Origin of the sequence: Vibrio hannami, assembly GCF_029589055.1 — a bacterium.
Lineage (GTDB): Bacteria > Pseudomonadota > Gammaproteobacteria > Enterobacterales > Vibrionaceae > Vibrio > Vibrio hannami.
Map to the genome: position 1 here is coordinate 303,473 of NZ_JARQZP010000007.1, position 21,489 is coordinate 324,961.

Sequence of the window (21,489 nt, forward strand, 5' to 3'; positions counted from 1 at the left end):
TCATCCAGATATTAAAAATAGTGAGATTGTGAATACGAATGAAGACAATTGAAGTTGATGAGGATCTTTACCGTTACATTGCTAGTCAGACGGAGCACATTGGTGAAAGTGCATCTGACATTCTTAGACGCTTGCTAGGCTTTGATAACAACGGTGAAACTGTAAGAAAAGACGCTTCAATGCCTACCGAAACGGTTTCTGAAGAGACTAAGCCAGAGCAGCCACAAGGTATCGTTGTTAGTAAGGATGCTGGAAAAGAGACCAGTATCGATGGCGTGAAAGAGATGCGCTCACTGCTAATTTCTGATGAGTTTGCCGGAAGCAAAAAAGCTATCGACAGATTTATGCAGGTTCTGTCTGCACTTTATCGTATAGATAATTCAAGTTTTGCAGAAGCAACGCAGGTGAAAGGCCGTACACGTGTTTATTTTGCGGACAACGAAAGTACGCTTTTAGAGAGTGGTAAAACGACAAAACCACGCGCTATTCCAGGCACACCTTTTTGGGTAATTACCAACAATAATACAAATCGAAAACGTCAGATGGCAGAGCAATTGATGACTCGCATGGGTTTTCAGGCCGATTTAATAGAAAAAGTGTGCAGTTCCATATAGTTTTTGACTGACAGCATAGCTTTGTTGCAAGATTAGGCCCCATAATGAACCGTCCTCAAACGTCGTTATGGGGCTTTTATTATTTTTAGGCTTTAGTGTTTTTTCAAAGGATTATTTATGGCTATGCATCCTCGCGCAGGGCAGAAGGCTCAGCAGGAAGATCTACACAACATTCCCGCTTTGGTTGCCAACTACTTCTTATTACAACCAGACCCAACTAACCCGGCTCATAAAGTCCAGTTTGGTACTTCTGGGCACCGTGGTACAGCAGATAAATCTACGTTTAACGAAAACCATATTCTGGCGATTGCTCAGGCGGTAGCAGAAGTTCGTGCAGAGAAAGGAACAACAGGTCCACTGTTTTTAGGTAAAGATACCCATGCGCTTTCTGAAGCGGCGATCTACTCGACTATCGAAGTACTGATTGCAAACGGTGTTGAAGTTATTGTTCAGGAAGAGAATGGCTATACGCCAACTCCAGGTATCTCTCACGCGATTCTTACGCACAACGTTAAGAATGAGAAAAAAGCAGATGGTATTGTAATTACTCCGTCTCACAACCCACCTCAGGACGGTGGTATCAAATACAACCCACCACACGGTGGTCCAGCTGAAGGTGAACTGACTCAAGCGATTGAAGACCGCGCTAACGAGCTTATCGCAGCTGGCCTTGAAGGCGTTAAGCGTTTGCCTCTTGAAGAAGCAAAAGCAAGCGAACTGCTTAAGCAGGTAGATCTTGTTCAGCCATATGTTGATGACCTGGTAAACGTTATCGACATGGAAGCGATTCAGAAAGCAGGCCTTAAGCTTGGTGTTGATCCACTAGGTGGCTCAGGTATTGAATACTGGCGTACAATCGCTAAAACATACAACCTTGACCTTACTCTGGTAAGCGAAGCGGTTGACCCATCTTTCCAGTTTATGTCTCTGGATAAAGATGGTGTGGTTCGTATGGACTGTTCTTCGCCTTACGCGATGGCTGGCCTGCTTGCTCTTAAAGATGAGTACGCTCTGGCATTCGGTAACGACCCGGATTACGACCGTCACGGTATCGTAACTCCAAAAGGCCTGATGAACCCTAACCACTACCTTGCTGTGTGTATCGACTACCTATACCGTCACCGTGAAGGTTGGGCTAGCGATGTGGCAGTGGGTAAGACTCTAGTATCAAGTGCTCTTATTGACCGCGTTGTTGCTGATCTTGGCCGTGAGCTATGTGAAGTGCCAGTAGGCTTTAAGTGGTTTGTAGATGGCCTTTACAATGGCTCATTCGGCTTCGGTGGTGAAGAATCTGCAGGGGCATCGTTCCTGCGTAAAGATGGTACGCCTTGGTCAACAGATAAGGACGGTATTATCCTTTGTCTTCTTGCTGCTGAAATCACAGCGGTTACTGGTAAGAATCCTCAGGAATACTACGAAGAACTAGCTGCTAAACACGGCGCTTCTGCATACAACCGTATTCAGGCTGTAGCAAACACTGAGCAGAAAGATGTTCTTAAGAAGATGTCTCCTGAAATGGTTTCTGCAGATACGCTTGCTGGTGAAGCAATAACAGCTCGCCTGACAAATGCTCCGGGTAATGGCGCAGCTATCGGTGGCCTGAAAGTGACAACTGAAAACGGTTGGTTCGCAGCTCGTCCTTCTGGCACTGAAGATATCTACAAGATCTACTGTGAGAGCTTTAAAGGTGAAGAACACCTGAAAGCGATTGAGAAAGAAGCTCAGGAAATTGTAAATCAGGTATTTGCTGACGCTGGCCTGTAATAGGCGATAGGTTACAGGACGGATTTCGTCCTACAGGTAACAAGTGATAAGCGCGAGAGGTTAACTTTCGCGCTTTTTTAATGGTTGTTTGGCCATGTATCGGGAACAATAATCCAGAATACTCCAGATTCAGACTGGCAGTGAATAGAGTATTCAGGTAGTGAAAGAAGTAGCTGTCGTTGCTTTTGGTTACCAGTGATCCAATCGATCTTCTGAAGCTTGTATAATGGCTCAGTAACTTTATCTATTTGATGCTGATAGCACCAGAATCCGGTTAGGATATCTTTGTTCAACGGATGGTTAAGGCAATAGTCTGGGACAGGTTCATCACTAAATGGGTTCTGATACAATCGTCCCTGAATAAGCAGTTTAGGAATAGTTGTGCTTATAGCCGGAAACGCAGTTTGAAAAGCTCCTGTCTCTGACATTTTTAGTTGGTGATTAAGCATTCTGGCCAATTTGATATCTAACCTGTCTCGGCTATCCGGGCCATACCAATACCCACCTTTCAGTAGATAGAATTTTAAGGCTACCTCCCAGTGCTCCACGTTATCGTTTCGCCTTAGTAGAAAGTCGATGGCTCCAAGAGTTTGTTTACCTTCTCTTAGCTGAATTTCATCGGCAACCAGTTCATAGTCAGGGTGCAGATCAAACAGCCGCTTACATAACTCCTGATAAATAAATCCAAGCTTTGGACTTCCTTCATACCCTCCTGATGGAATATCTTTCACACTAGTAAATGGATTTTCAACGACAGGTTCTTGCTCAGGGACAAGGAGTGAAGGTTGTTGAATTATCCATTGTGCAATAGAAGTTAGTGAGTCGGTTGTCATGTGATATCCTGAAATAACAGTACTTAAAGTATAAATGACAAAAGTAGAGTTGGTATTTCACATAATGAATAACTTAGAACTAGAGAAGCTACTTAATCAGAAATTATCGCCAGAGCTGATTAAAGATTATTGCCCTAACGGCTTACAGGTTGAAGGCAAAGAAGAGGTGCGTAAGGTGTTAACTGGCGTAACCGCATCTAAGGCTCTGATCGAAAAAGCAATTGAAACGCAAGCAGACGCTATCCTTGTACACCATGGTTACTTCTGGAAAGGCGAAGCGGAGCCAATTCGAGGCATGAAGGGTAACCGACTGCGTACCTTGATAAAAAATGACATTAACCTTTATGCCTATCATTTACCTCTGGATATTCACCCGGAGTTAGGAAACAACGCTAAGCTGGCTGAATTGCTGGATATTCGTGTAGAAGGCGGTCTGGAGCCAACACCACAATCTGTTGCTTTGTATGGTGAGCTTGCAGAACCAATTATGGCCGATGAGTTTGCAAAACGTATAGCGGTGGCATTAGGCCGCGAGCCACTACATATTGCCCCGGAGTTTGATATGCCAATTAAGAAAGTTGGCTGGTGTACTGGGGGAGGGCAAGACTACATCGATCTTGCTGCGAAAATGGGGTTAGATGCCTTTATCTCCGGCGAAATATCGGAAAGAACTACGTACTCTGCTCGCGAACAAAATATTCACTATTTTAGTGCTGGGCATCACGCAACAGAGCGGTACGGCATAAAAGCACTGGGTGAATGGTTGGCTCAGGAACATGGTATGAATGTCGAGTTTATAGATATTGATAATCCGGTGTAATCCCGCATGACTGCTCGCTCCCATGCTCTGTATGGGAGTGTATATCTAATAATTAACCCTGCTAACTTAGCAGGGTTATTTATTTGCTCGTTCTCACCGTGAGGACGTCGATTTAGTGTGACTGACCATACGCCTACAATCGATACCCACACAAATTATTTTTGGACAGAAATCATTTAGGGGCTTCTGGCGTATTCTACCCTTCGGATAACTTCTGGTATCCTAAAATGACGAACGGCACCTCTTTCTGAGATGCCGACCGTGGAAGCTTATGGACAATACCTTCCAATATTTGGTCTACATTCTCTATTCTCACTTTGTTATACCATGCATATCAGATGCATAATATTGCAGTGAAATCATTGCTGCTTGTAACTTGCATATCGATACTGAAAGTATGTTGCCTTTTCCACAATAGATAAAGCAAACATAGACAATCTCACTTAAACGCAAAGCGATTTAAGTGAGATGTAAAATTGACGTGACACTCCAATTATTGTTTCGCTGCCTTTACCAGAATTGATGAAATACGGTCACTGGCGTCTTTTGCAGACTGTTCATTGTAAGCAAATCCTGTGCTCGCATCGGTGCCTACAAACGGAAGCGTAAATGCATGAGCGGTATCTTTATATAAAACGACTTCATAAGAGGTCTGGTTTTTACTGAACTCATCCTCTATGGCATCGATAGCCGCTTTTGAGGTAAGAGGGTCAATATCCCCCTGCAAAAGTACGACGTTCGATTTTATGGCACTCGCGGTTTCCGGTTGAGTATTCTCTAAAACCCCCCACATTGTAATAATGGTGTTCACGCTTTCTCCAGAGCGCCCTAACTCTATCGCAGCAAGGCCACCGACACTGGTTCCAATCACGACGGTCTTCTCTTTCTTTCCGCCAGCCGCAACAACCTCCGATAGTGCTTCTTTCATGGCAGCACGTAGCTCGGGAACGTTTTGGCGAACTCGCATCGCTTCGATATTCGCTTCTTCAGGATTTGATGGGCGAACGTTTGAACCATAGAAATCCGCAACAAAAGAAAGCGCACCTCGGTCAGCATACTCTCTTGCTAAAGAAAGCTGGTTTTCTCCGGGACCCAGAAAGTCATGGGCAAATAACACTGAAACACCATCCAAGTCACCGGATTGAGTTGGTTTTACAAGATAGCCTTCATACTGGGCGGATTCCGTCTGATAGTTAATTGATTCTTGTGCCATAGCGTTTCCTCCAATAAAAGCAGCAAAGATTATTGCAACGTGGGTTGTAAGCTTGTTCATCATTTTGGACCTGTATTACTGATTGAGTAGATGAGCTTAGTGTATGGAGAGCAGAGAAACTTTTCTAAACGATTAGACTGATATATGATATCGACATGGCCGATATCAGAAGACTAGATCCACAAGTATTACTTGTGTTTGAATCACTCCTTGAAACGAAATCAACGACGATGAGCGCTGCGAGATTAGGGTTGTCCCAATCTGCGGTTTCCGGTGCGCTAAAGCGTTTAAGAGATATTTTTGATGACCCTCTTTTTGAGCGACATAGCCGGGGATTAAATCCGACTCAACGAGCAAATGAGCTGAGTGTTCCTGTTTCACAGATATTGAACTCAATGCGCACACTCAGTTCGTCAATGGAGTTTGAACCTTCAACAGCAACAGGTACAGTGACTATTCTGGCAACAGACTATGCATTATCTACTATCATATCTCCGATTAGAGACCGATTGTCGTCAATAGCCCCAGAGCTTAATATCACGGTTCAGGCCTATTCAGGTGAAGACGCCATATCAAACTCTTCGCTCTTAGCGACGGATTTGTTAATTGGTTCACCAATCATGTTGCCTGATACGCTTCAGACAAGACACCTTAGAAGTGATGAGCTTGTACTGTTCATGTCGCCCAAGCACCCGCTGGTCGATAAACCTATAGGTATCGATGAATTTTGCGCCTATCCGCATGTTATGGTGAGTCTACGAGGAAAGTCTTCGGGAACGATGATTGATGAGATATTGATGGCTAAAGGCTGTACAAGAGTCATTGACACCATAACACCGAGTTTTCTGTCTCTACAAACGTTGGTAGGACACAGTGAAAGGTTGTCAGTTGCACCTAAAGGTCTGGCAGAGGTAACCCATGGAACACTTGTCCATAGGCCTCTGCCTTTTGAACTAAAGCCAATTGAGCTTTATGCGGCTTGGCATAAACGATTTGCGCCCGACAAACGTCATATATGGTTACGTAGAACCATTGCGTCATGGTTTTCTGGAGAGTAAGTCTGACTGTATTTTCCGAACAATTGAGTCATGGTGTTTCTTTAGATCTAAAACTAATCTTCTAGACTACAAATACGCTGAGCCAAACGGCCGACCTTGTTTGAAAAGAGAAGAATAAAACAATAAGCCATTGGCCATGCGATGGAAAATGACGATAACCAACGCCAAGTAAATCCCTTGTCTACGCCTGTGTTGATAGCCGTGATAAGGCCTGTCATCAGAGTAACCATAAACAAAGACATCAAAAGTGGGGCAATGAATGGTAGAAAACGTTTTGAGAGCATAATGTCACTTCCTTTTATAATGGTATCAAGGGCATACTCAGAGCGAGGAAATGATTCTAGTTCACTGAGTATATTCAAACCAAGTGTAAATGGTGATGACAGATAGCAGCTTCAGTGATAACACGGTATATTCGATAACTCATCGCCCAGCTTAACTTTTTATAGTCGACAAAACTTACCTTTTTGTTGTTGAAACAATAACCTCTCTTAACCACCGGCTTGCGGGTGAGTTATTAGCTCGCTTAGGCCAAAACATTTTGATAGATAAAGGCTTAATGTTTAAGGGGGTATCAAACATCTCAATATCATGATGCTCACAGCAAAACTGAATGTAGCGACTTGGCGCGGACCAAACGGCATCACTTTTGGCTATAAAGTAAGGAACATTCGAAAAATTGAAAGTCACGTACTTAAGTTCTCTGGTGCGGCCTATTTCTTCCAACTTACGGTCTACTATGGATTTAATGCCATCATTTAAACTAGATAATATATGCGGGTATCGTAAGTAATCATCCAAGCTTTTCTGTGTATTTAGCAATGAATGACCGGCTCTCACACAGGATGCGTAGTTGTCGGTGTATAGAACCTCGGACTCAATATTTTTGTCTGAGGGGCTGCGAACAGAGATGGCTATGTCGCATACTTGTCTGTTTAAGTCATCGGCTAATCTATTGGCATTGATTTTGATAAACTTCAGCTTTGCCTTGGGAGCGACTTCCTGAAACCTTGTTAACAGCACAGGTCCAAACATCTGCTCGAATAAGTCACTACATGCAATGGCAAATGTCTCTTCTGTTTCCTCTGGGCGAAAAGTTGCAGGGCTGACAATCTCATCAAGCTCAAGAAGCCACGCCTTTAATCGAGGATAAAGCTCAACGGCCTTTGATGTCATCACCATCTTGTTGCCATCTCTGATAAACAAATCATCCTCAAGCGCTGCCCTTAACTTTTTTAAGTTGTGGCTTATGGCTGATTGCGAGAGAAAAAGTACCTTTCCTGTTTGAGTCGTTGTCCCGGTTTCAGCTAAAACAACAAAAAGTCTCACCAAAGCCAAACTTAGGTTATTTGATATATTCATAGCTATGACCAAATCGTTTCATTACCTTCATATCCTTGTCTGTTGATATTATCCCTCTCAAGCAAATAGTCAACGAGGAATAAATAATGAAAATCTTACTTACTGGCGCATTTGGTGGATTCGGTAAACTCATCGCTGAATCTTTGGCAAAAAATGGTCATGAGGTGGTAGGCACCACACGCAGTCTTGCCAACCATACTGATCTTAAAACGGAACTGGCTGAGACTGGGGTCAAAATGATCGAAATGGATGTCCGCTCTGATGATTCTGTAAACGAAGGCGTTCGCAGCGCGGTTGAGTTACTTGGCGGACTTGATGCGGTTATTAACAATGCGGGACGTGGGACAACTGGTTATCAAGAGTCGTTTACGGCTGACGATTTAAGTACGATTTTCGATATCAATGTCTTTGGTGTTCAGCGTGTTACGCGTGCGGTTATCCCGTATTTTAAAGCGCAAAAGTCCGGCCTGATCGTGAACACATCCAGCTTGCTTGGCCGTTTTGCGTTACCTTTTCATGGCCCCTACAGTGCATCGAAATGGGCGCTTGAAGGCTTAACCGAAACATACCGTTACGAGCTCTCAGGGTTGGGAATTGAAGTTTGTTTAATCGAGCCGGGCGGTTACCCTACCTCATTTATTGACAACTTAATGAAAGGCTCCGACAGTCGTGCTGAAACCTATAGTGGACTGAATCCAACACCGGAGTTTTTCCTTGAGCGCTTTGAAGAAGCATTAGCAAACAACCCGGCTCAAAACCCTCAAGATGTTGCGGACGCGTATGTTGAATTGTTAGCGAAGCCATTTGGTGAGCGCCCACTGCGCATCACAGTAGATAAGATGGGGATGGGTGAGCACCTAGAAGGTTACAATGACCATATTTCTAAAGTGACTAGTGGCATCTATGGCGCGTTCCATATAGGCCATTTACTGGACGTTAAAAAAGAAAGTTAATCTGTTCACTGCCTTTGTGTATTACACGACTCAGTTCAGGGGGAGCGATACTCTCCCTGAACTTTTTACCTGCAGTGGATTGGATCATGTTGAGCTTTCGGCTGGCTATCAAGGACGAGAGAAGTTTTTTGACCATACCGGAGGGGTGCCAATAATAGTATTCTGGACGATATCAAGAAATGCTTTTACTAATGGTGGCTGGGCGCGATGAGCATACATCGCATAGATATCCCCATAAGACGGGATGTCGTATTCTGGCAGAAGTTGAACGAGCCCCATAGCTTCCAGTTCATCAGGTATCACAAAATGTCCCAACATGCCGTAACCCAGACCAGACCTGACGGCATCAATGATGAGCTCTGTTTCATTCACACTGTATTGCCCTTGCATGGTATAGATTCTGGGTTCAATAAAGTTGGGACCGTCTAAAACGTGGAGTTTATCCAGCTTAACATTACCATTCGAATAGATAACCGCTGGTAAGTTCACTAACTCATCCGGTGTCCTTGGCATTCCATGTGTTTTTATAAAGTCTCTTGAAGCAATCAAAGCGATGTCGTTGGGCGCGAGTCTTCGGGCAATCATACTAGAATCTCGTATAGGCCCGATTCGAAAAACGATGTCAAATCGCTCTCCCACCATATCTACCCTGTTATCATCAAGATGCATTTCAATGCTAGAGTTTGGGTACCTGCTTGCAAATACATTTACTGCCTGCTGAAGGTACTTTCTACCGAAGAAGGTTGAACTCGATATCCTGATATGTCCTTTTGCTTCGGTTTGTGACGTTTCAGCGATAAAGCGTGTTTCATCAAGCAAGTCAGCGATCTTCCTTGCTTGCATGACAACATCCTCTCCTACGCTGGTTAAAGACAGGGAGCGCGTGGTTCGATTCAATAAACGAACCCCCAGCGAGTCTTCTAATTGTTTGATTTGTTTTGAAAGTGATGACCTGTCTATGTTACGGCTGTCCGCGACTCTTGCAAAAGAGCCGTAATTAGCGACATCCAACAACAGTTCCAACTTATTCGCCAAGTCCATAATCTACCTCACAAGTGCTCAGTAATGTTGTCCACAAACTAAAAAGCCGGCTGAAAATGTAGCCGGCAATTGCATTGTTAAATCTTAATTAGCGCGTGAGATAACCGCCGTTAATGAACAGTGTCTGGCCATTGACCCACTGACTTTCAGGACTGGATATAAATCGAACCAGAGGAACTACATCCGACACTTCACCCAGTCGACCCGCAGGGGCCAACTTCGCGGCATAAGCACCAGAGCGTTCATTTTCCTGACTCCAGAAGAAAGGAGTATTGATAGGGCCGGGCGCAATACAGTTCACTGTAACGTTCTTGCCACCCAGCTCTTTCGCCAAAGTCCGCGTATATTCCTCCACTGCGGCTTTAGTGCCTGAGTAGACGGAATAACCCGGAGCGGCGCCTGCTAACAACGAAGTGCCAATGTTGATGATGCGTCCATCTTCACGTATACGTCGGCTAGCCTCTCGGAGTGAATAAAAGAGGCCGCGATGGTTTACCTGATCGAGTTGGTCAAACTCTTCATCGGTAAACTCGGCCAACGGTTTTTTAATAATGGCTCCCGCATTATTTACAACAATGTCTACACCGCCGAACCTTTTCTCTGCTGTGTCAAAGATACGTTTTACCGTCGCCAAGTCACCAAGGTTCCCTGTTACCAACTCATACTTTGCTCCAGCATCAGCAACTAACTTAGCCGTCTCGAGTGCTTCACTTCGCGTTGATTCTCTATGGTAATGAATAACGACATTTGCACCCAGCTCGGCCAGAGTTTGTGCAAATGCTCGTCCCATGTTAGCTCTTGCACCTGTTACGATGGCAGCCTTACCTTTTAGGGGCTGTTGCAAACTGTCTGACTCACTGGATGGTGAGGCAAATGCCGAACTTACCATTCCAGATGCTGCTAATGCGCCTACGCCTGCCAACCCTGAAACGGCGGTTTTTAGTGCCTGTCTGCGATTAATTTGTTCATTATTCGCTGGGTTTTGATGTTTGTCGCTCATAGTGACTCCTTGATGTGGGATTAAGTCAATGGGTAGAAATTAGACCCTATGAGCACTAATGGCTGTCATGCGTGCCAAGAATCTAACGACTTGACACAAAATGCTATCAGCGTTATTTACGACAGTGGTAATGGCATCTTTTGAGATTGGTCATTAGTTTTATTCATAACCCTGATTGATGTCATGTGCATTTTCTGAAACTGATTATAAAGACAGAACAATACATTGCTAAAGCAAGAAAGGGATTTGTTGTTTGAGTGCGTCGATGATAATTTCGAGTGCCTTAGTTTTTGACTTAGTCGGGTAAACCAAGTAGATACCTTCGTCGCTGACCAACTTTATTTGAGGTAATAACTGAACTAACTGACCACTTTTCAGTTCGTTCTCGACCATGAAGCTCGGAAACAACCCATATCGCTTTCCACTGAGTACAGTGCGAACAATGAGTTCTGCGTCACTGACCAAAAGGTTACTGGTAAGATGATACGTTTTTATCACACCCTGCTCATCACAGTAAGAAAACTGCTTATTGGAATGCTCGTTTCTTGCGTAAAGGACAGACGGCAAGCTATCTAGATCAGATAAAGAACGAGGTGTCCCGTGCTCTTCTATAAACTCAGGTGCGGCAGCAAGTAAAAAGCCGAAGCTACATAACTTTTGAGCGACTAAGTTCGTATCCTTTGGCTTCCAGACTCTTACAGACAGGTCAAATCTTTTCTTTATGATATCAACCTTGTCTTCATCTAATTCCAACTCAATAGTAAGTCCAGAATAGTTATCGCTTATCCGTTGCAGAGCGGGGTAAACATATTTTCTGCCTAAGAATGCACCGCAAGTTACCCTGACCAACCCCTGAATCGTTGCTTTTTCACTGTGTGCAGATTCGACAATACGGTTAGAAAGCTCTTTGATTTTACACGCATCCTGATAGGTTTGTTTACCGAAGTGTGTTAGTGATAGCGAACGTGTTGAGCGGTTGAACAATACACTCCCCAGCTCAGTTTCAAGCCTCTTTACCTGTCTACTGATATAACCAACATCACTTTCTCTAAGTTGAGCCGCTGCGGTGAAGCTTCCTGTTTCAACGACATCAACAAACACCATTAGCAATTTTAAATCCAGTTGGTTTACGTTCATTTGGTTGAACCCGGCTTGTAAAAAAACACAAAAGTATTCTGTATTTTATTACATACAAAATCAACAAGACAGAGAGTAGATTGATCATCAACTGGCATTATCCATCTCAAGCAAATGGGCAACGAGGAATAAATAATGAAAATCTTACTTACTGGTGCATTCGGTGGTTTCGGTAAACTCATCGCTGAGTCTTTGGCAAAAAATGGTCATGAGGTTGTTGGCACCACACGCAGTCTTGCAAACAATACTGATCTTAAAACGGAACTGGCTGAGGCTGGAGTCAAAATGATCGAAATGGATGTTCGCTCAGATGATTCTGTAAATGAAGGCGTTCGCAGCGCTGTTGAGCTACTTGGTGGACTTGATGCGGTTATCAACAATGCGGGACGCGGGACAACCGGTTATCAGGAGTCGTTTACGGCTGACGATCTAAGTACGATTTTCGATATCAATGTTTTTGGTGTTCAGCGTGTTACGCGTGCGGTTATCCCGTATTTTAAAGCGCAAAAATCCGGCCTAATCGTGAACACGTCCAGCTTGCTTGGTCGTTTTGCGTTACCTTTTCATGGTCCCTACAGTGCATCGAAATGGGCGCTTGAAGGCTTAACCGAAACATACCGTTCCGAACTCTCTGGGCTGGGAATAGAAGTTTGTTTAATCGAACCGGGCGGTTACCCTACCTCATTTATTGACAACTTAATGAAAGGCTCCGACAGTCGTGCTGAAACCTATAGTGGACTGAATCCAACACCAGAGTTCTTCCTTGAGCGCTTTGAAGAAGCATTAGCAAACAATCCAGCTCAAAACCCTCAAGATGTCGCGGACGCGTATGTTGCATTGTTAGCGAAGCCATTTGGTGAACGTCCACTACGTACCACAGTAGATAAGATGGGGATGGGTGAGCATCTAGAAGGTTACAATGACCATATCTCTAAAGTGACTAGTGGCATCTATGGCGCGTTCCATATAGGCCATTTACTGGACGTTAAAAAAGAAAGTTAATCTGTTCACTGCCTTTGTGTTTTACACGACTCGGTTCAGGGGGAGCGATACTCTCCCTGAACTTTTTTACATGCAGTTAGTTAGAAAGCTCTCTGATTTTACAAGCACCTTGATAGATTCGTTTACAGACGTGTATGAGCGATAGCGAATATGTTGAGCGACTACCTCGGCTCAGTTTCAAGCCTCTTTACCTGCCTACTAATATAACCAACACCACTTTCCCTAAGTATAGCTGCTGCGATGAGGCTTCTTGCTTCAACGATACCAGCGAACACCATTAGCAATTTTAAATCCAGTCGGTTTACGTTCACGTGGTTGAATCTATCTTGTAAAAAAACACAAAAGTATTCTGTGTTTTATTGCATACAAAATCAATAAGACTAGGAGTAGATTAAACATCAATCCACTGCACAATCCTAAAACTCAAATGCAATCGAGGTACCTGATTATGATCATCAATACTGTAAAAGGGCAAATCAAGCCTGAATTCAAAGAAAAATTTGTCACGCATATGGCTGAGCTTGCTGAAACCGTAAGAGAGGAAAAAGGCTGTATCGCATACGATCTTAACTACGATACGGAAAACAGTCTGGTGTTATTCCTATTCGAAAAGTGGGAAAGCAAAGAAGATATTCTCGCCCATTTGGCAACCGAGCATATGCAAACGCATCTGGCAAAAGCCCAGCCTTGGTTTGACACGCTGGAAATGGAAACCTTTGAATCAACTCAGTTTGATTTGTTCTAAACCGGAGCGAATACGATGGACAATAACCTTATCGGTACATGGGGATTGAAGCGGTTTACTCTAGCTGACGAAAAAGAAAGTGACATCGTCTTCCCATTTGGAGGAGATCCCGAAGGTCAGCTTATTTACACCCAAGATGGTTTTATGAGTGTCGCTCTGCATAGTAGTAATCGTGCCCCTTTTGCATCTGATGACATTTTATCCGGCACGCCAAAGGAGTTCGAAATGGCTATGCAGACCTACAGCACATACGCTGGGCGTATTGTCATTAAAGAGCCGGGTAAGCTGCTGCATGTTATTGAGCATTCTTTGTTTCCAAACTGGGTTGGTCACTCAGAAGAACGAGAGTATACCGTTGAAGGTGATACGTTGACGCTAAAAACGCCGCCCTTTTTTATCGCTGGAGCTGAACGAGTTGGCACTGTTGTATTTGAGAGACAGAGCTAATTATCAAGAATTTAACAGCTTGCCTTAAGTAACGTTAAAAGCTTTGACCAAAGTATTCCTGAAGATAACTTCTTACCATAAATCGAGAAACCAAAGGTTTATAGGGTTATCTGTGTATGTAATCAAATATCCAGATGGGTTTCAGCCCATCCACAAATAAAGAGAAACGAAAATGAAAGATGTCCTTTTTGCTCCCCTTAACTTCGGTTCGAAAACACTAAGTAACCGTATTGCACTTCCACCAATGACACGCTCTCGAGCGACCCAACCGGGTAACATTGCCAACGAAATGATGGCTACATACTACGCGCAACGAGCCTCTGCTGGACTCGTGATTGCTGAAGGGACACAAATCTCTCAACTCGGTCAGGGATATGCCTTCACACCCGGCATTTACACTCAAGAGCAAATCTCTGGTTGGAAAAAAGTAACGGAAGCCGTTCACGCTGTGGGCGGTACCATCTTTGCCCAAATTTGGCATGTCGGCCGAGTGACACATCCCGCTAATACCAGTGGCGAGCAACCAATCTCATCCTCTGCACTTCAAGCACAGAACACTAAAGTATTTATATCTGAAAATGGTGCTCCTGGTTTTGTTGATGCCGCTCTACCACGAGAAATGACCGTAGAGGATATCAAAAACGTTGTTGAAGAATATCGCCAAGCCGCTTTGAATGCCATAGAGGCAGGGTTTGACGGTGTTGAAATCCATGCGGCAAACGGATATCTGGTGAGCCAATTCATTGACTCTGAAGCAAATAATCGTACCGACGAATACGGCGGCTCTATTGAAAATCGTCTTCGCTTCCTAAAAGAAGTCGTTGAGGCAACAACGCAAGCAATTGGTGCAGAGCGTGTTGGTGTGCGTTTCTCTCCATTTACAACGCTGAATGATAGTATTGATTCAACGCCTATTGAGACTTATGTTGCGGCAGGCGCATTAATGAATCAGCTAGAAGTAATATATGTACATATCGCGGAAGCGGATATGAATGGCGCTCCTGAAACGCCTGAAGAATTTAAGCAATCTCTTCGCGAGGTTTATAGTGGCACCATCATTTATGCTGGTATGTACGACGCTGAGAAAGCGGTTAAAACAGTTGAATCTGGTTTCGCCGATATGATTGGCTTTGGCCGTCCATTTATCGCGAATCCTGACCTGCCAAACCGTATTAAAAATGGCTATCCATTAGCCGAACTCGATCCAAATACACTTTTTGGAGGGGATGAGAAAGGTTTAACTGACTATCCGGTTTATCAGTAACATTAGAAGTTAAATAGGGGGCGGCATAATCATCCCCCTATTTCTCTGTATAGCTTGAACTCATATCTTGCTCGTGTGAATCAACCAAACTGAATAGCTCAGCAAGTGAATGGTAGAGAACTACCCAAACATTTTATTAGATGGATTTGATGTACTCTTAATTTACCAGTGAATGTTTCAGTTGCTCTATAAGCAGTTTGGTGCCTTTGGTCGCTCCTCGGTGAGGGTAAACGGCATAGACCGATTGCTCAGGTGGCAGTTGCAACTCAGGCAACAGTTGAACTAACTCGCCTGATTGCAGGTACTCATCCGCCATATAGTCCGCAACCTGGGCAAAGGTGTTACCAGCGAGTGCCGCGCGCATGATCAGGTCGGCATCATTGACTACAAAGTTACCGTGCAGAGGTTCAGAAACCAGCTCCTGCTCATGGTTAAAATACTGCAGCTTATTACGGTACAGGTTTTTGCGGCGATAGAGAGACGCGGGCAGCCTGGCTAGGTCATGTACTGAGGCTGGCTGTCCGTGCTTTTGCAAAAACTGAGGGCTGGCGACGAGCTTAAAACTGACATCGCGCAGTTTAATGGCGATTAGATTGGAGTCTTTCGGCAGCCACTGACGGATCGCCACATCGTAACCTTCTTTGATGATATCGGTATGGCCATCGGTGATCTCCAGATCAAACACCACATTAGAATACTGGGTTTGTATGCTGCGTATGGCTGGCTCGACAAACTTACGCCCGATAAAAACCGGAGAAGTAGCCTTAACCACTCCTTGTACATTCTGCTGGTAATCACCGGGAATATCGCTAACCTCATCCAGCAATGTCTTGATCTGACTTGCCTTGGCATACACCTTTTCGCCCACTTCGGTCAGTGACATCGAGCGAGTCGAGCGGTTAAGCAGTACTGCCCCTAACTTGGTTTCCAGAGCTTTGATCTGTTTAGTTACCCGGCCGGGATCGGTATTGCGCAGTCGAGCTGCGTTAACAAAGCTACCTTGATCAACTACATCCAAAAATACCAGGAGCTGTCTGCTTTCGTTCATTGTTTATCCTTTTAGGAGAGCTGTGCACCGGACAAATTATACCAGCTAGAAGCACCTATAAACGGGGGAATTATTGCCTTTTTCGACAATAGAATATTGGATTTATGACTATTTTTTCCAGTAGCTAGACTGCGTATTATCTTCCCATTGAACAGATTTCATTAACCAATAGGTTATAAACCAAGGATAAACTCATGAGTAAAAAGAAAGTTCTGGTTGTTGGATCTACCGGTCAGGTGGGTGGTCAGGTTGTTAATAAGCTGCAGCAACTGGCGGGTGATGTTGAGGTCGTCGTCAGCTCACGTCGTCAGGCGCAAGTTGATGACTGGAAAGCACAGGGGCGCAATGCGGTACTGCTTGACCTGGATGAACCGCGTACATTCGGCACAGCATTGGCAGGTGTCGACAGCGTGTTTATGCTGACCGGTTACACGGTGGACATGCTGGTACAGAGCAAGACGCTAACCGATGCAGCGGTTAAGGCAGGTGTTCAGCACATGGTGCACTGGGGAGTATTCCATAACCCTGATGTCACTGACCCACACTTTGCCTGGCACCAGATGGTGGAAACCTATATTGCAGCCAGCGGCCTGAAATGGACCAACTTGCATCCCAACTACTTTATGGAAAACCTGGTCAACGTTACTCAGATTAAGAACAACCGCTTTTCTATCTACTCAGGCGACGCACGCTGGGGCTGGATTGCGCTGGAAGATGCGGCAGAAGTGGCTGCTATCGTGCTGCGTGACGGTGCAGAAAAGCACCATGGCAAGGATTATTGGTTGAGCACAGAATCTCTGAACGGCGTTGAAGCAGCGGCTATTTTAACTAAAGCGCTGGGTACAGAGATCACTTGTGATGTGCGTCCGGCAAGTGAGCTGGAAGAATTCTTTAACTCAGGTGCGGTAGACGTTGAGCCGAATTATGCCGCAAGTGGTGTAGAGGTGATGCGTCAGATCCAGGATGGCCGGATGGCCTATCTGGGCACAGTGCGTGATGACGTTCCTCATGTGACCGGCCGCGCAGCACTGACACTAGAAGATTGGGCGATGAAAAATCGTACCGCTCTTCTGGGAGAATAAGGTGAAGTCATGATTGTTGTCACGTAAGAGTTTAACTATCAAGCATTACTCGGCAAGCGAGCATCAAGCTATTAAGTCGCTTTAAGTGCAGTTCATGCGCATTCCCCGACCGATCCGAACGAAAAGAGCCGAACTATTAGATGATAAAGCACAGTTAATCGACATTTTGGCTGAATACTCTCTGAACAGCCAGCGCTTTGGGAGGTTCACTAAAATTAGCGAGCAATGCTCCCGAAGTGATCCGAGTTGCAGTAACTATCACTTTGTTCCTCATCACGACCTTCAATAAAATATCTTGGTTCATTGCCATGAGAGGCGACCTCATCGTTTGGGTTGAATAGGCTGCAGCTTCTCAAAGAAAGGCAGCCACAGCCGGTACAAGTAGTTAGGTTGTTTCGGAGCCTTTGCATTAATATGCACTCTCAAGGCTAAGCGTGGAAATGGTTTTTTGCAAAGTTTTGGGAGGATTTCTCTCCAGTCCAAACTGTCAGTTCCATACTTGATAGTCAGTTTCAATCTTTTTCCTTAAAGTTAAGCTAGTTACAAGGCCTTGATCAACTTTAACATACTGTTTTAATTCAGATAGTACATTAGTACCTTGATTGTTAGCTGAACAGTGAAAAACGTGAACACGAAATGACTTGAACACCTAACCATTACTCATGTCTGGTCTGGCCGTGAGCGAAAACTCCCATTTTCGTGCAGAGTGGCGTTTTTATTTTGTGAGAACATTCTGATTTTTTATGCAGTTTACAAATGAGTCATCATTAATACATCTACGGTTTAGGGGGAAGCGGTATGAGATCGAGTTGAATTCGGCAACATGTACACCTTCGTTATCTGATATACGTACGTGATAATGGCCTATCTTGTTTGACCCCGAAACAATATTAGCTTCCGCAATTAAACGACTACCTTCAGGCTTATTTAAAAACTTGATATCAGCTTGCATACCGATTGATGTATTTACTGTGTTGCACGCGGCTGCAAAAGCGATATCAGCCAATGCAAAAATCACCGCACCGTGTAAAGTGCCCAATCCATTCTTGTGATTTTCATTTATTTCTAGCTCACAACGAGCAAATTCAGTTTCTACTTTTACAAGCTCAATGCCAAGGTTATTCGCATACTTGTCATTGGAAATATAAGAGCCTTTTTCGTTCATGATATCCCTTTGATGAAAGGTTACAGTATGATTGCGAGTTGAACCGCCACAGCTAATTAAGCTAGTAGCGATTCAGATATTTGTCAAAACAAGCGGTCACCCATCTAACGCCTTCATCCTCAACATATTTTCGCTGAGAACTTGTTTTACGGGCCGTTGCTTGTAGCTTCGCCTGACTATTACTTGTTAAACACCGATAAGAATGTATCTGGATGAGGGCGCACACGATAGTTATCTGTTTCATCACCAAAAGTTACTAAACCATTTTCATCTAGCGTAATCACTGTTGCCATAACAGTATCTTCAGGGTATCCCGACATACCTGCAGGGGAACCACCGATGTCCTCAATCCCTAGTCTCTTGGCCGCCTTTAAGTCAACATCTTGTAAAATCTCAAAGTGTTCTGGTAAACCCATTTTATCGACCAGTTTCTTTGAGTTATCAAAACCCTGATTGGAAATAAATTTCACCTTCACGTCACGACTTTTCAACGTGTCAGCGAGCTTTTGAACCTCTTTGAACTGGTTCATACAGAAAGGACACCAGTTTGCTCTAAAGAAGACGATTAACGTTTTTGATCCAATAAAAGATGTTGAAGATATAACACTTTCATCTAACCGACTTAAGTCGAACTCTGGTAATAGTTGGCCTTTTACGATGGTCTTACTTTTTTTTCGATTATAGATGGAAAAACTTCGGATATACCACTGTACAAAAAGCGAACCAAATGCAGCTAAAGGTATCGCAATATACTGAGCACTTGTCAGATGTTCAGCCCTATATATATACATAGCAACAAACGCGATCCCGACTAAGCTCATAAGCTGAACTAAAGGTAAACGTGAAGACGTCCTTGCGATGCCTGTCATGTTAATTAGCACCATGAGAAAAAATGGTAAAGGGAGCGTAGTGAGAAACGAACCCAACCATATCAGTTCTCCAGAGAGCCAGAACATAATACCAGAGCCAATACCACCAATCATATTGAGTAGAATCAGTGGCAAAATCATTTTTTTCATCTTACTTACCTTCTAAATACATTTATGATGGGGTGAGGAGAACTTGGCTACTGCCACCCCTATCAAGAGGATAAAATCTAAGCTACTTATATTGCGGCATAGTTTTTCACTGCTGGAAAACAGGGCTTATTTCTTTGCAAGAGAATCGAGTACAGGAAACAGGTCACTCGGCTCAGGTCGCTGAGTGTAATCTGGATTCACTTCCGCGTAGTCAATCGTTCCGTCTGTGTCTATCACATAACGTGCAGGCATCGGTAGATTCCACTGACCATCACCATGGATATTCGGAAGAACGACATTGAACATTTTTTTGAACTCGATCACATAATCCTGAACTTGCCAACGAATACCGAACTTGTCCGCTAGCTCGCCAGCTTTGTCAGTCAGGATTGGGAAGCTGAGATTGTTGTCACGTTGAGATTTACGGCTATCCGCAGCACCTTGCATAGAGATAGCGACAAGGGTTGCACCTTTGGCCGCGATGTCCTTAGCTGCCGCTTCCAAAGCTTGCAGTTCGATGTTGCAGTATGGGCACCACACGCCACGATAGAAGCTAATCACAACAGGGCCGTTCGCCAATAGTATTTTTAGGGCTACGTCGTTACCTTCAGAGTCACTTAATACAAAATCAGGGGCTTTGTTCCCAACCTTTAGGGCATTATCAGCTTGCCCACTTTCAATTAGCTCTTGTGTTGAGCGACTGAATGCTTCATAAGCGGGTGCAGGAGCTTGTTTCTTGAATTGTTCTTTAAAAGTATCTAGTTGTTGTTGTAGAGACATGATTTCTTCCTCAAGTTGTTTTCATATTCGGCTAAATTCAGAACGTACATAAGCTGTTTAATTCTGAGCACCGTATTGAAGCGTATTGCTTGTATAAGCTTGTGCTTCGAACCAGTGAGGTAAGATTATTGTTTTTTATTTGAGGGATAAACATGCTACTTTGATACTCATAGTATCCCAATTGGACACAATTATGTTCAAAAATGCACTCTTGAATGAGATGGTTGCATTTGTTGCTGTCGCTGAATTTGGTAGTTTTACCTTGGCGGCTGCTTCCCTTAATTCAACGAAATCAGGAACGGGAAAAGCCGTTAGAAAGCTTGAAGCGGAGCTAGGGTTAAAGCTGTTTAATCGAACAACACGCTCAGTTAGTTTGACGGAAGAAGGAAGGATTTATTTTGAGGCAGCGAAGCATGCGCTTGATACCATTAATGATGCGAGGCTCCTATTAGAAGCAAGAAAAGACGAGCCTGTAGGTAAACTGCGAGTGAATCTTCCTAACGCTATCGGGCGCAATGTCGTTAATACATTGAGAGAATTTACCGATAATTTCCCTAAAGTTACTGTTGAACTATCTCTGACAGACCGATTTGAAGATGCCGTTCAAGGAGAATGGGACGTTGTAGTTCGGATTGGTGAGTTGGATGACAGCTCATTTGTTGCCAAAAACCTAGGTCAGGCCAAAAGAATACTTTGCGCCTCTCCAAGATACATAGAAGAATTTGGTATCCCTAAAGATTTAAATGAGTTGCGTAATCATAACTCCGTAGCCTTTCGTGCCCCGACTGGAAAAATCCGCCCGTGGCTTTTTAAAGACTCAAGCGGAAAGACATCTGAAATATCAATATGACCAATAGCGGTATTTAATGATGGAAGGGCGTTGGTCGATGCCGTTGTATCAGGCTTAGGCATTGCGCAAGTGTATGACAAAGCTGTTAGCCAAGCTCTAAAAAGTGGAGATATGGTAGAACTACTCCCCAGCACATCAATATCTGGCCCTCCTGTGAATGCATTAATACCGAGCGGTAGAGTGATGCCAGCAAAAACAAAAGTGTTTATTGAGTTCTTGAAAGCGCAGCTAAGTTAGATTCAAACTGACCATAAAGTCATAATCTTGTTACAATTCAATGCGTAATACACAC

21 protein-coding genes and 1 pseudogene are annotated in these 21,489 nt (G+C 44.0%); 11 read left to right on the forward strand and 11 right to left on the reverse strand.

The features are described from left to right. Positions 1 to 38 precede the first annotated feature (38 nt). Together seqA and pgm are read left to right on the forward strand one after the other, a co-directional pair. Positions 39 to 614: a replication initiation negative regulator SeqA gene (gene seqA, locus P7F88_RS15810; protein WP_277826255.1), complete on the forward strand. Its 576-nt coding sequence runs from the start codon at positions 39 to 41 to the stop codon at positions 612 to 614. Between the two features lie 117 nt (positions 615 to 731). Further along, on the forward strand, positions 732 to 2,378 hold the full coding sequence (pgm, locus tag P7F88_RS15815; protein ID WP_277826257.1) for a phosphoglucomutase (alpha-D-glucose-1,6-bisphosphate-dependent): 1,647 nt from the start codon (positions 732 to 734) through the stop codon (positions 2,376 to 2,378). A gap of 77 nt (positions 2,379 to 2,455) precedes the next feature. On the opposite strand, the gene P7F88_RS15820 is transcribed toward pgm, so the two are convergent. Further along, positions 2,456 to 3,211, reverse strand: a complete 756-nt coding sequence (locus P7F88_RS15820; protein WP_277826259.1) for a DUF1853 family protein — start codon at positions 3,209 to 3,211, stop codon at positions 2,456 to 2,458. 64 nt (positions 3,212 to 3,275) lie between these two features. Here P7F88_RS15820 and P7F88_RS15825 point away from each other — a divergent pair, with 64 nt between their 5' ends. Further along, positions 3,276 to 4,031, forward strand: a complete 756-nt coding sequence (locus P7F88_RS15825; protein ID WP_277826261.1) for a Nif3-like dinuclear metal center hexameric protein — start codon at positions 3,276 to 3,278, stop codon at positions 4,029 to 4,031. 493 nt (positions 4,032 to 4,524) lie between these two features. Here the strand turns inward: P7F88_RS15825 and P7F88_RS15830 are convergent, their stop codons facing one another. Then, positions 4,525 to 5,244, reverse strand: a complete 720-nt coding sequence (locus P7F88_RS15830; RefSeq protein WP_277826263.1) for a dienelactone hydrolase family protein — start codon at positions 5,242 to 5,244, stop codon at positions 4,525 to 4,527. A 155-nt stretch (positions 5,245 to 5,399) separates the two neighbouring features. On the opposite strand from P7F88_RS15830, the gene P7F88_RS15835 reads away from it, so the two are divergent. Beyond that, positions 5,400 to 6,302, forward strand: a complete 903-nt coding sequence (locus P7F88_RS15835; RefSeq protein ID WP_277826265.1) for a LysR family transcriptional regulator — start codon at positions 5,400 to 5,402, stop codon at positions 6,300 to 6,302. A gap of 53 nt (positions 6,303 to 6,355) precedes the next feature. On the opposite strand, the gene P7F88_RS15840 is transcribed toward P7F88_RS15835, so the two are convergent. Next, entirely contained in the window at positions 6,356 to 6,586 is a 231-nt protein-coding gene (locus P7F88_RS15840) for a DUF2798 domain-containing protein (protein ID WP_277826266.1), read from the reverse strand. A 175-nt stretch (positions 6,587 to 6,761) separates the two neighbouring features. After that, positions 6,762 to 7,664: a LysR family transcriptional regulator gene (locus P7F88_RS15845; RefSeq protein WP_277826268.1), complete on the reverse strand. Its 903-nt coding sequence runs from the start codon at positions 7,662 to 7,664 to the stop codon at positions 6,762 to 6,764. Between the two features lie 86 nt (positions 7,665 to 7,750). Between P7F88_RS15845 and P7F88_RS15850 the strand changes: the two genes are divergently transcribed. Continuing rightward, complete coding sequence (locus tag P7F88_RS15850; protein ID WP_277826269.1) at positions 7,751 to 8,617, forward strand: SDR family oxidoreductase; 867 nt, start codon at positions 7,751 to 7,753, stop codon at positions 8,615 to 8,617. A 108-nt stretch (positions 8,618 to 8,725) separates the two neighbouring features. On the opposite strand, the gene P7F88_RS15855 is transcribed toward P7F88_RS15850, so the two are convergent. The 3 genes from P7F88_RS15855 to P7F88_RS15865 all read right to left on the reverse strand — a co-directional run bounded on the left by P7F88_RS15855 (position 8,726) and on the right by P7F88_RS15865 (position 11,795). Continuing rightward, positions 8,726 to 9,658 (reverse strand): LysR family transcriptional regulator, encoded by a 933-nt coding sequence (locus P7F88_RS15855; protein WP_277826271.1) that lies wholly within the window; start codon positions 9,656 to 9,658, stop codon positions 8,726 to 8,728. An 88-nt stretch (positions 9,659 to 9,746) separates the two neighbouring features. Next, positions 9,747 to 10,658, reverse strand: a complete 912-nt coding sequence (locus P7F88_RS15860; RefSeq protein WP_277826272.1) for an SDR family oxidoreductase — start codon at positions 10,656 to 10,658, stop codon at positions 9,747 to 9,749. A 228-nt stretch (positions 10,659 to 10,886) separates the two neighbouring features. Beyond that, complete coding sequence (locus tag P7F88_RS15865) at positions 10,887 to 11,795, reverse strand: LysR family transcriptional regulator (protein WP_277826274.1); 909 nt, start codon at positions 11,793 to 11,795, stop codon at positions 10,887 to 10,889. A gap of 135 nt (positions 11,796 to 11,930) precedes the next feature. On the opposite strand from P7F88_RS15865, the gene P7F88_RS15870 reads away from it, so the two are divergent. From P7F88_RS15870 to P7F88_RS15885, 4 genes are all read left to right on the forward strand, one after another. Then, entirely contained in the window at positions 11,931 to 12,797 is an 867-nt protein-coding gene (locus tag P7F88_RS15870) for an SDR family oxidoreductase (RefSeq protein WP_277826275.1), read from the forward strand. Between the two features lie 448 nt (positions 12,798 to 13,245). Next, positions 13,246 to 13,542, forward strand: a complete 297-nt coding sequence (locus P7F88_RS15875; RefSeq protein ID WP_277826277.1) for a putative quinol monooxygenase — start codon at positions 13,246 to 13,248, stop codon at positions 13,540 to 13,542. Between the two features lie 15 nt (positions 13,543 to 13,557). After that, a complete protein-coding gene (locus P7F88_RS15880) occupies positions 13,558 to 13,989 on the forward strand; it encodes a lipocalin-like domain-containing protein (protein ID WP_277826279.1) in 432 nt (143 codons plus the stop codon). A gap of 172 nt (positions 13,990 to 14,161) precedes the next feature. Next, on the forward strand, positions 14,162 to 15,253 hold the full coding sequence (locus P7F88_RS15885; protein WP_277826281.1) for an alkene reductase: 1,092 nt from the start codon (positions 14,162 to 14,164) through the stop codon (positions 15,251 to 15,253). 157 nt (positions 15,254 to 15,410) lie between these two features. Here P7F88_RS15885 and P7F88_RS15890 read toward each other — a convergent pair whose 3' ends face one another. Beyond that, positions 15,411 to 16,301, reverse strand: a complete 891-nt coding sequence (locus tag P7F88_RS15890) for a LysR family transcriptional regulator (protein WP_277826283.1) — start codon at positions 16,299 to 16,301, stop codon at positions 15,411 to 15,413. 194 nt (positions 16,302 to 16,495) lie between these two features. Here P7F88_RS15890 and P7F88_RS15895 point away from each other — a divergent pair, with 194 nt between their 5' ends. Next, positions 16,496 to 17,383 (forward strand): NmrA family NAD(P)-binding protein, encoded by an 888-nt coding sequence (locus tag P7F88_RS15895; RefSeq protein WP_277826285.1) that lies wholly within the window; start codon positions 16,496 to 16,498, stop codon positions 17,381 to 17,383. Between the two features lie 715 nt (positions 17,384 to 18,098). Here the strand turns inward: P7F88_RS15895 and P7F88_RS15900 are convergent. From P7F88_RS15900 to P7F88_RS15910, 3 genes are all read right to left on the reverse strand, one after another. After that, complete coding sequence (locus tag P7F88_RS15900; protein ID WP_277826287.1) at positions 18,099 to 18,548, reverse strand: PaaI family thioesterase; 450 nt, start codon at positions 18,546 to 18,548, stop codon at positions 18,099 to 18,101. 179 nt (positions 18,549 to 18,727) lie between these two features. Next, a complete protein-coding gene (locus P7F88_RS15905; protein WP_277826289.1) occupies positions 18,728 to 19,567 on the reverse strand; it encodes a peroxiredoxin family protein in 840 nt (279 codons plus the stop codon). 126 nt (positions 19,568 to 19,693) lie between these two features. Further along, entirely contained in the window at positions 19,694 to 20,347 is a 654-nt protein-coding gene (locus tag P7F88_RS15910; RefSeq protein WP_277826291.1) for a peroxiredoxin-like family protein, read from the reverse strand. 220 nt (positions 20,348 to 20,567) lie between these two features. Here P7F88_RS15910 and P7F88_RS15915 point away from each other — a divergent pair. Beyond that, positions 20,568 to 21,434, forward strand: a pseudogene (locus P7F88_RS15915) (LysR family transcriptional regulator). Positions 21,435 to 21,489: the final 55 nt, after the last annotated feature.

Bases quoted from the DNA above. Each gene is read 5' to 3' on its own strand.
- seqA (WP_277826255.1), top strand. From the start codon at position 39: ATGAAGACAATTGAAGTTGATGAGGATCTTTACCGTTACATTGCTAGT.
- P7F88_RS15910 (WP_277826291.1), bottom strand. From the start codon at position 20,347: ATGTCTCTACAACAACAACTAGATACTTTTAAAGAACAATTCAAGAAA.
- P7F88_RS15850 (WP_277826269.1), top strand. From the start codon at position 7,751: ATGAAAATCTTACTTACTGGCGCATTTGGTGGATTCGGTAAACTCATC.
- P7F88_RS15875 (WP_277826277.1), top strand. From the start codon at position 13,246: ATGATCATCAATACTGTAAAAGGGCAAATCAAGCCTGAATTCAAAGAA.
- P7F88_RS15895 (WP_277826285.1), top strand. From the start codon at position 16,496: ATGAGTAAAAAGAAAGTTCTGGTTGTTGGATCTACCGGTCAGGTGGGT.
- P7F88_RS15900 (WP_277826287.1), bottom strand. From the start codon at position 18,548: ATGAACGAAAAAGGCTCTTATATTTCCAATGACAAGTATGCGAATAAC.
- P7F88_RS15840 (WP_277826266.1), bottom strand. From the start codon at position 6,586: ATGCTCTCAAAACGTTTTCTACCATTCATTGCCCCACTTTTGATGTCT.
- P7F88_RS15885 (WP_277826281.1), top strand. From the start codon at position 14,162: ATGAAAGATGTCCTTTTTGCTCCCCTTAACTTCGGTTCGAAAACACTA.
- P7F88_RS15880 (WP_277826279.1), top strand. From the start codon at position 13,558: ATGGACAATAACCTTATCGGTACATGGGGATTGAAGCGGTTTACTCTA.
- P7F88_RS15825 (WP_277826261.1), top strand. From the start codon at position 3,276: ATGAATAACTTAGAACTAGAGAAGCTACTTAATCAGAAATTATCGCCA.
- P7F88_RS15890 (WP_277826283.1), bottom strand. From the start codon at position 16,301: ATGAACGAAAGCAGACAGCTCCTGGTATTTTTGGATGTAGTTGATCAA.
- pgm (WP_277826257.1), top strand. From the start codon at position 732: ATGGCTATGCATCCTCGCGCAGGGCAGAAGGCTCAGCAGGAAGATCTA.
- P7F88_RS15905 (WP_277826289.1), bottom strand. From the start codon at position 19,567: ATGAAAAAAATGATTTTGCCACTGATTCTACTCAATATGATTGGTGGT.
- P7F88_RS15865 (WP_277826274.1), bottom strand. From the start codon at position 11,795: ATGAACGTAAACCAACTGGATTTAAAATTGCTAATGGTGTTTGTTGAT.
- P7F88_RS15845 (WP_277826268.1), bottom strand. From the start codon at position 7,664: ATGAATATATCAAATAACCTAAGTTTGGCTTTGGTGAGACTTTTTGTT.
- P7F88_RS15860 (WP_277826272.1), bottom strand. From the start codon at position 10,658: ATGAGCGACAAACATCAAAACCCAGCGAATAATGAACAAATTAATCGC.
- P7F88_RS15855 (WP_277826271.1), bottom strand. From the start codon at position 9,658: ATGGACTTGGCGAATAAGTTGGAACTGTTGTTGGATGTCGCTAATTAC.
- P7F88_RS15870 (WP_277826275.1), top strand. From the start codon at position 11,931: ATGAAAATCTTACTTACTGGTGCATTCGGTGGTTTCGGTAAACTCATC.
- P7F88_RS15830 (WP_277826263.1), bottom strand. From the start codon at position 5,244: ATGGCACAAGAATCAATTAACTATCAGACGGAATCCGCCCAGTATGAA.
- P7F88_RS15835 (WP_277826265.1), top strand. From the start codon at position 5,400: ATGGCCGATATCAGAAGACTAGATCCACAAGTATTACTTGTGTTTGAA.
- P7F88_RS15820 (WP_277826259.1), bottom strand. From the start codon at position 3,211: ATGACAACCGACTCACTAACTTCTATTGCACAATGGATAATTCAACAA.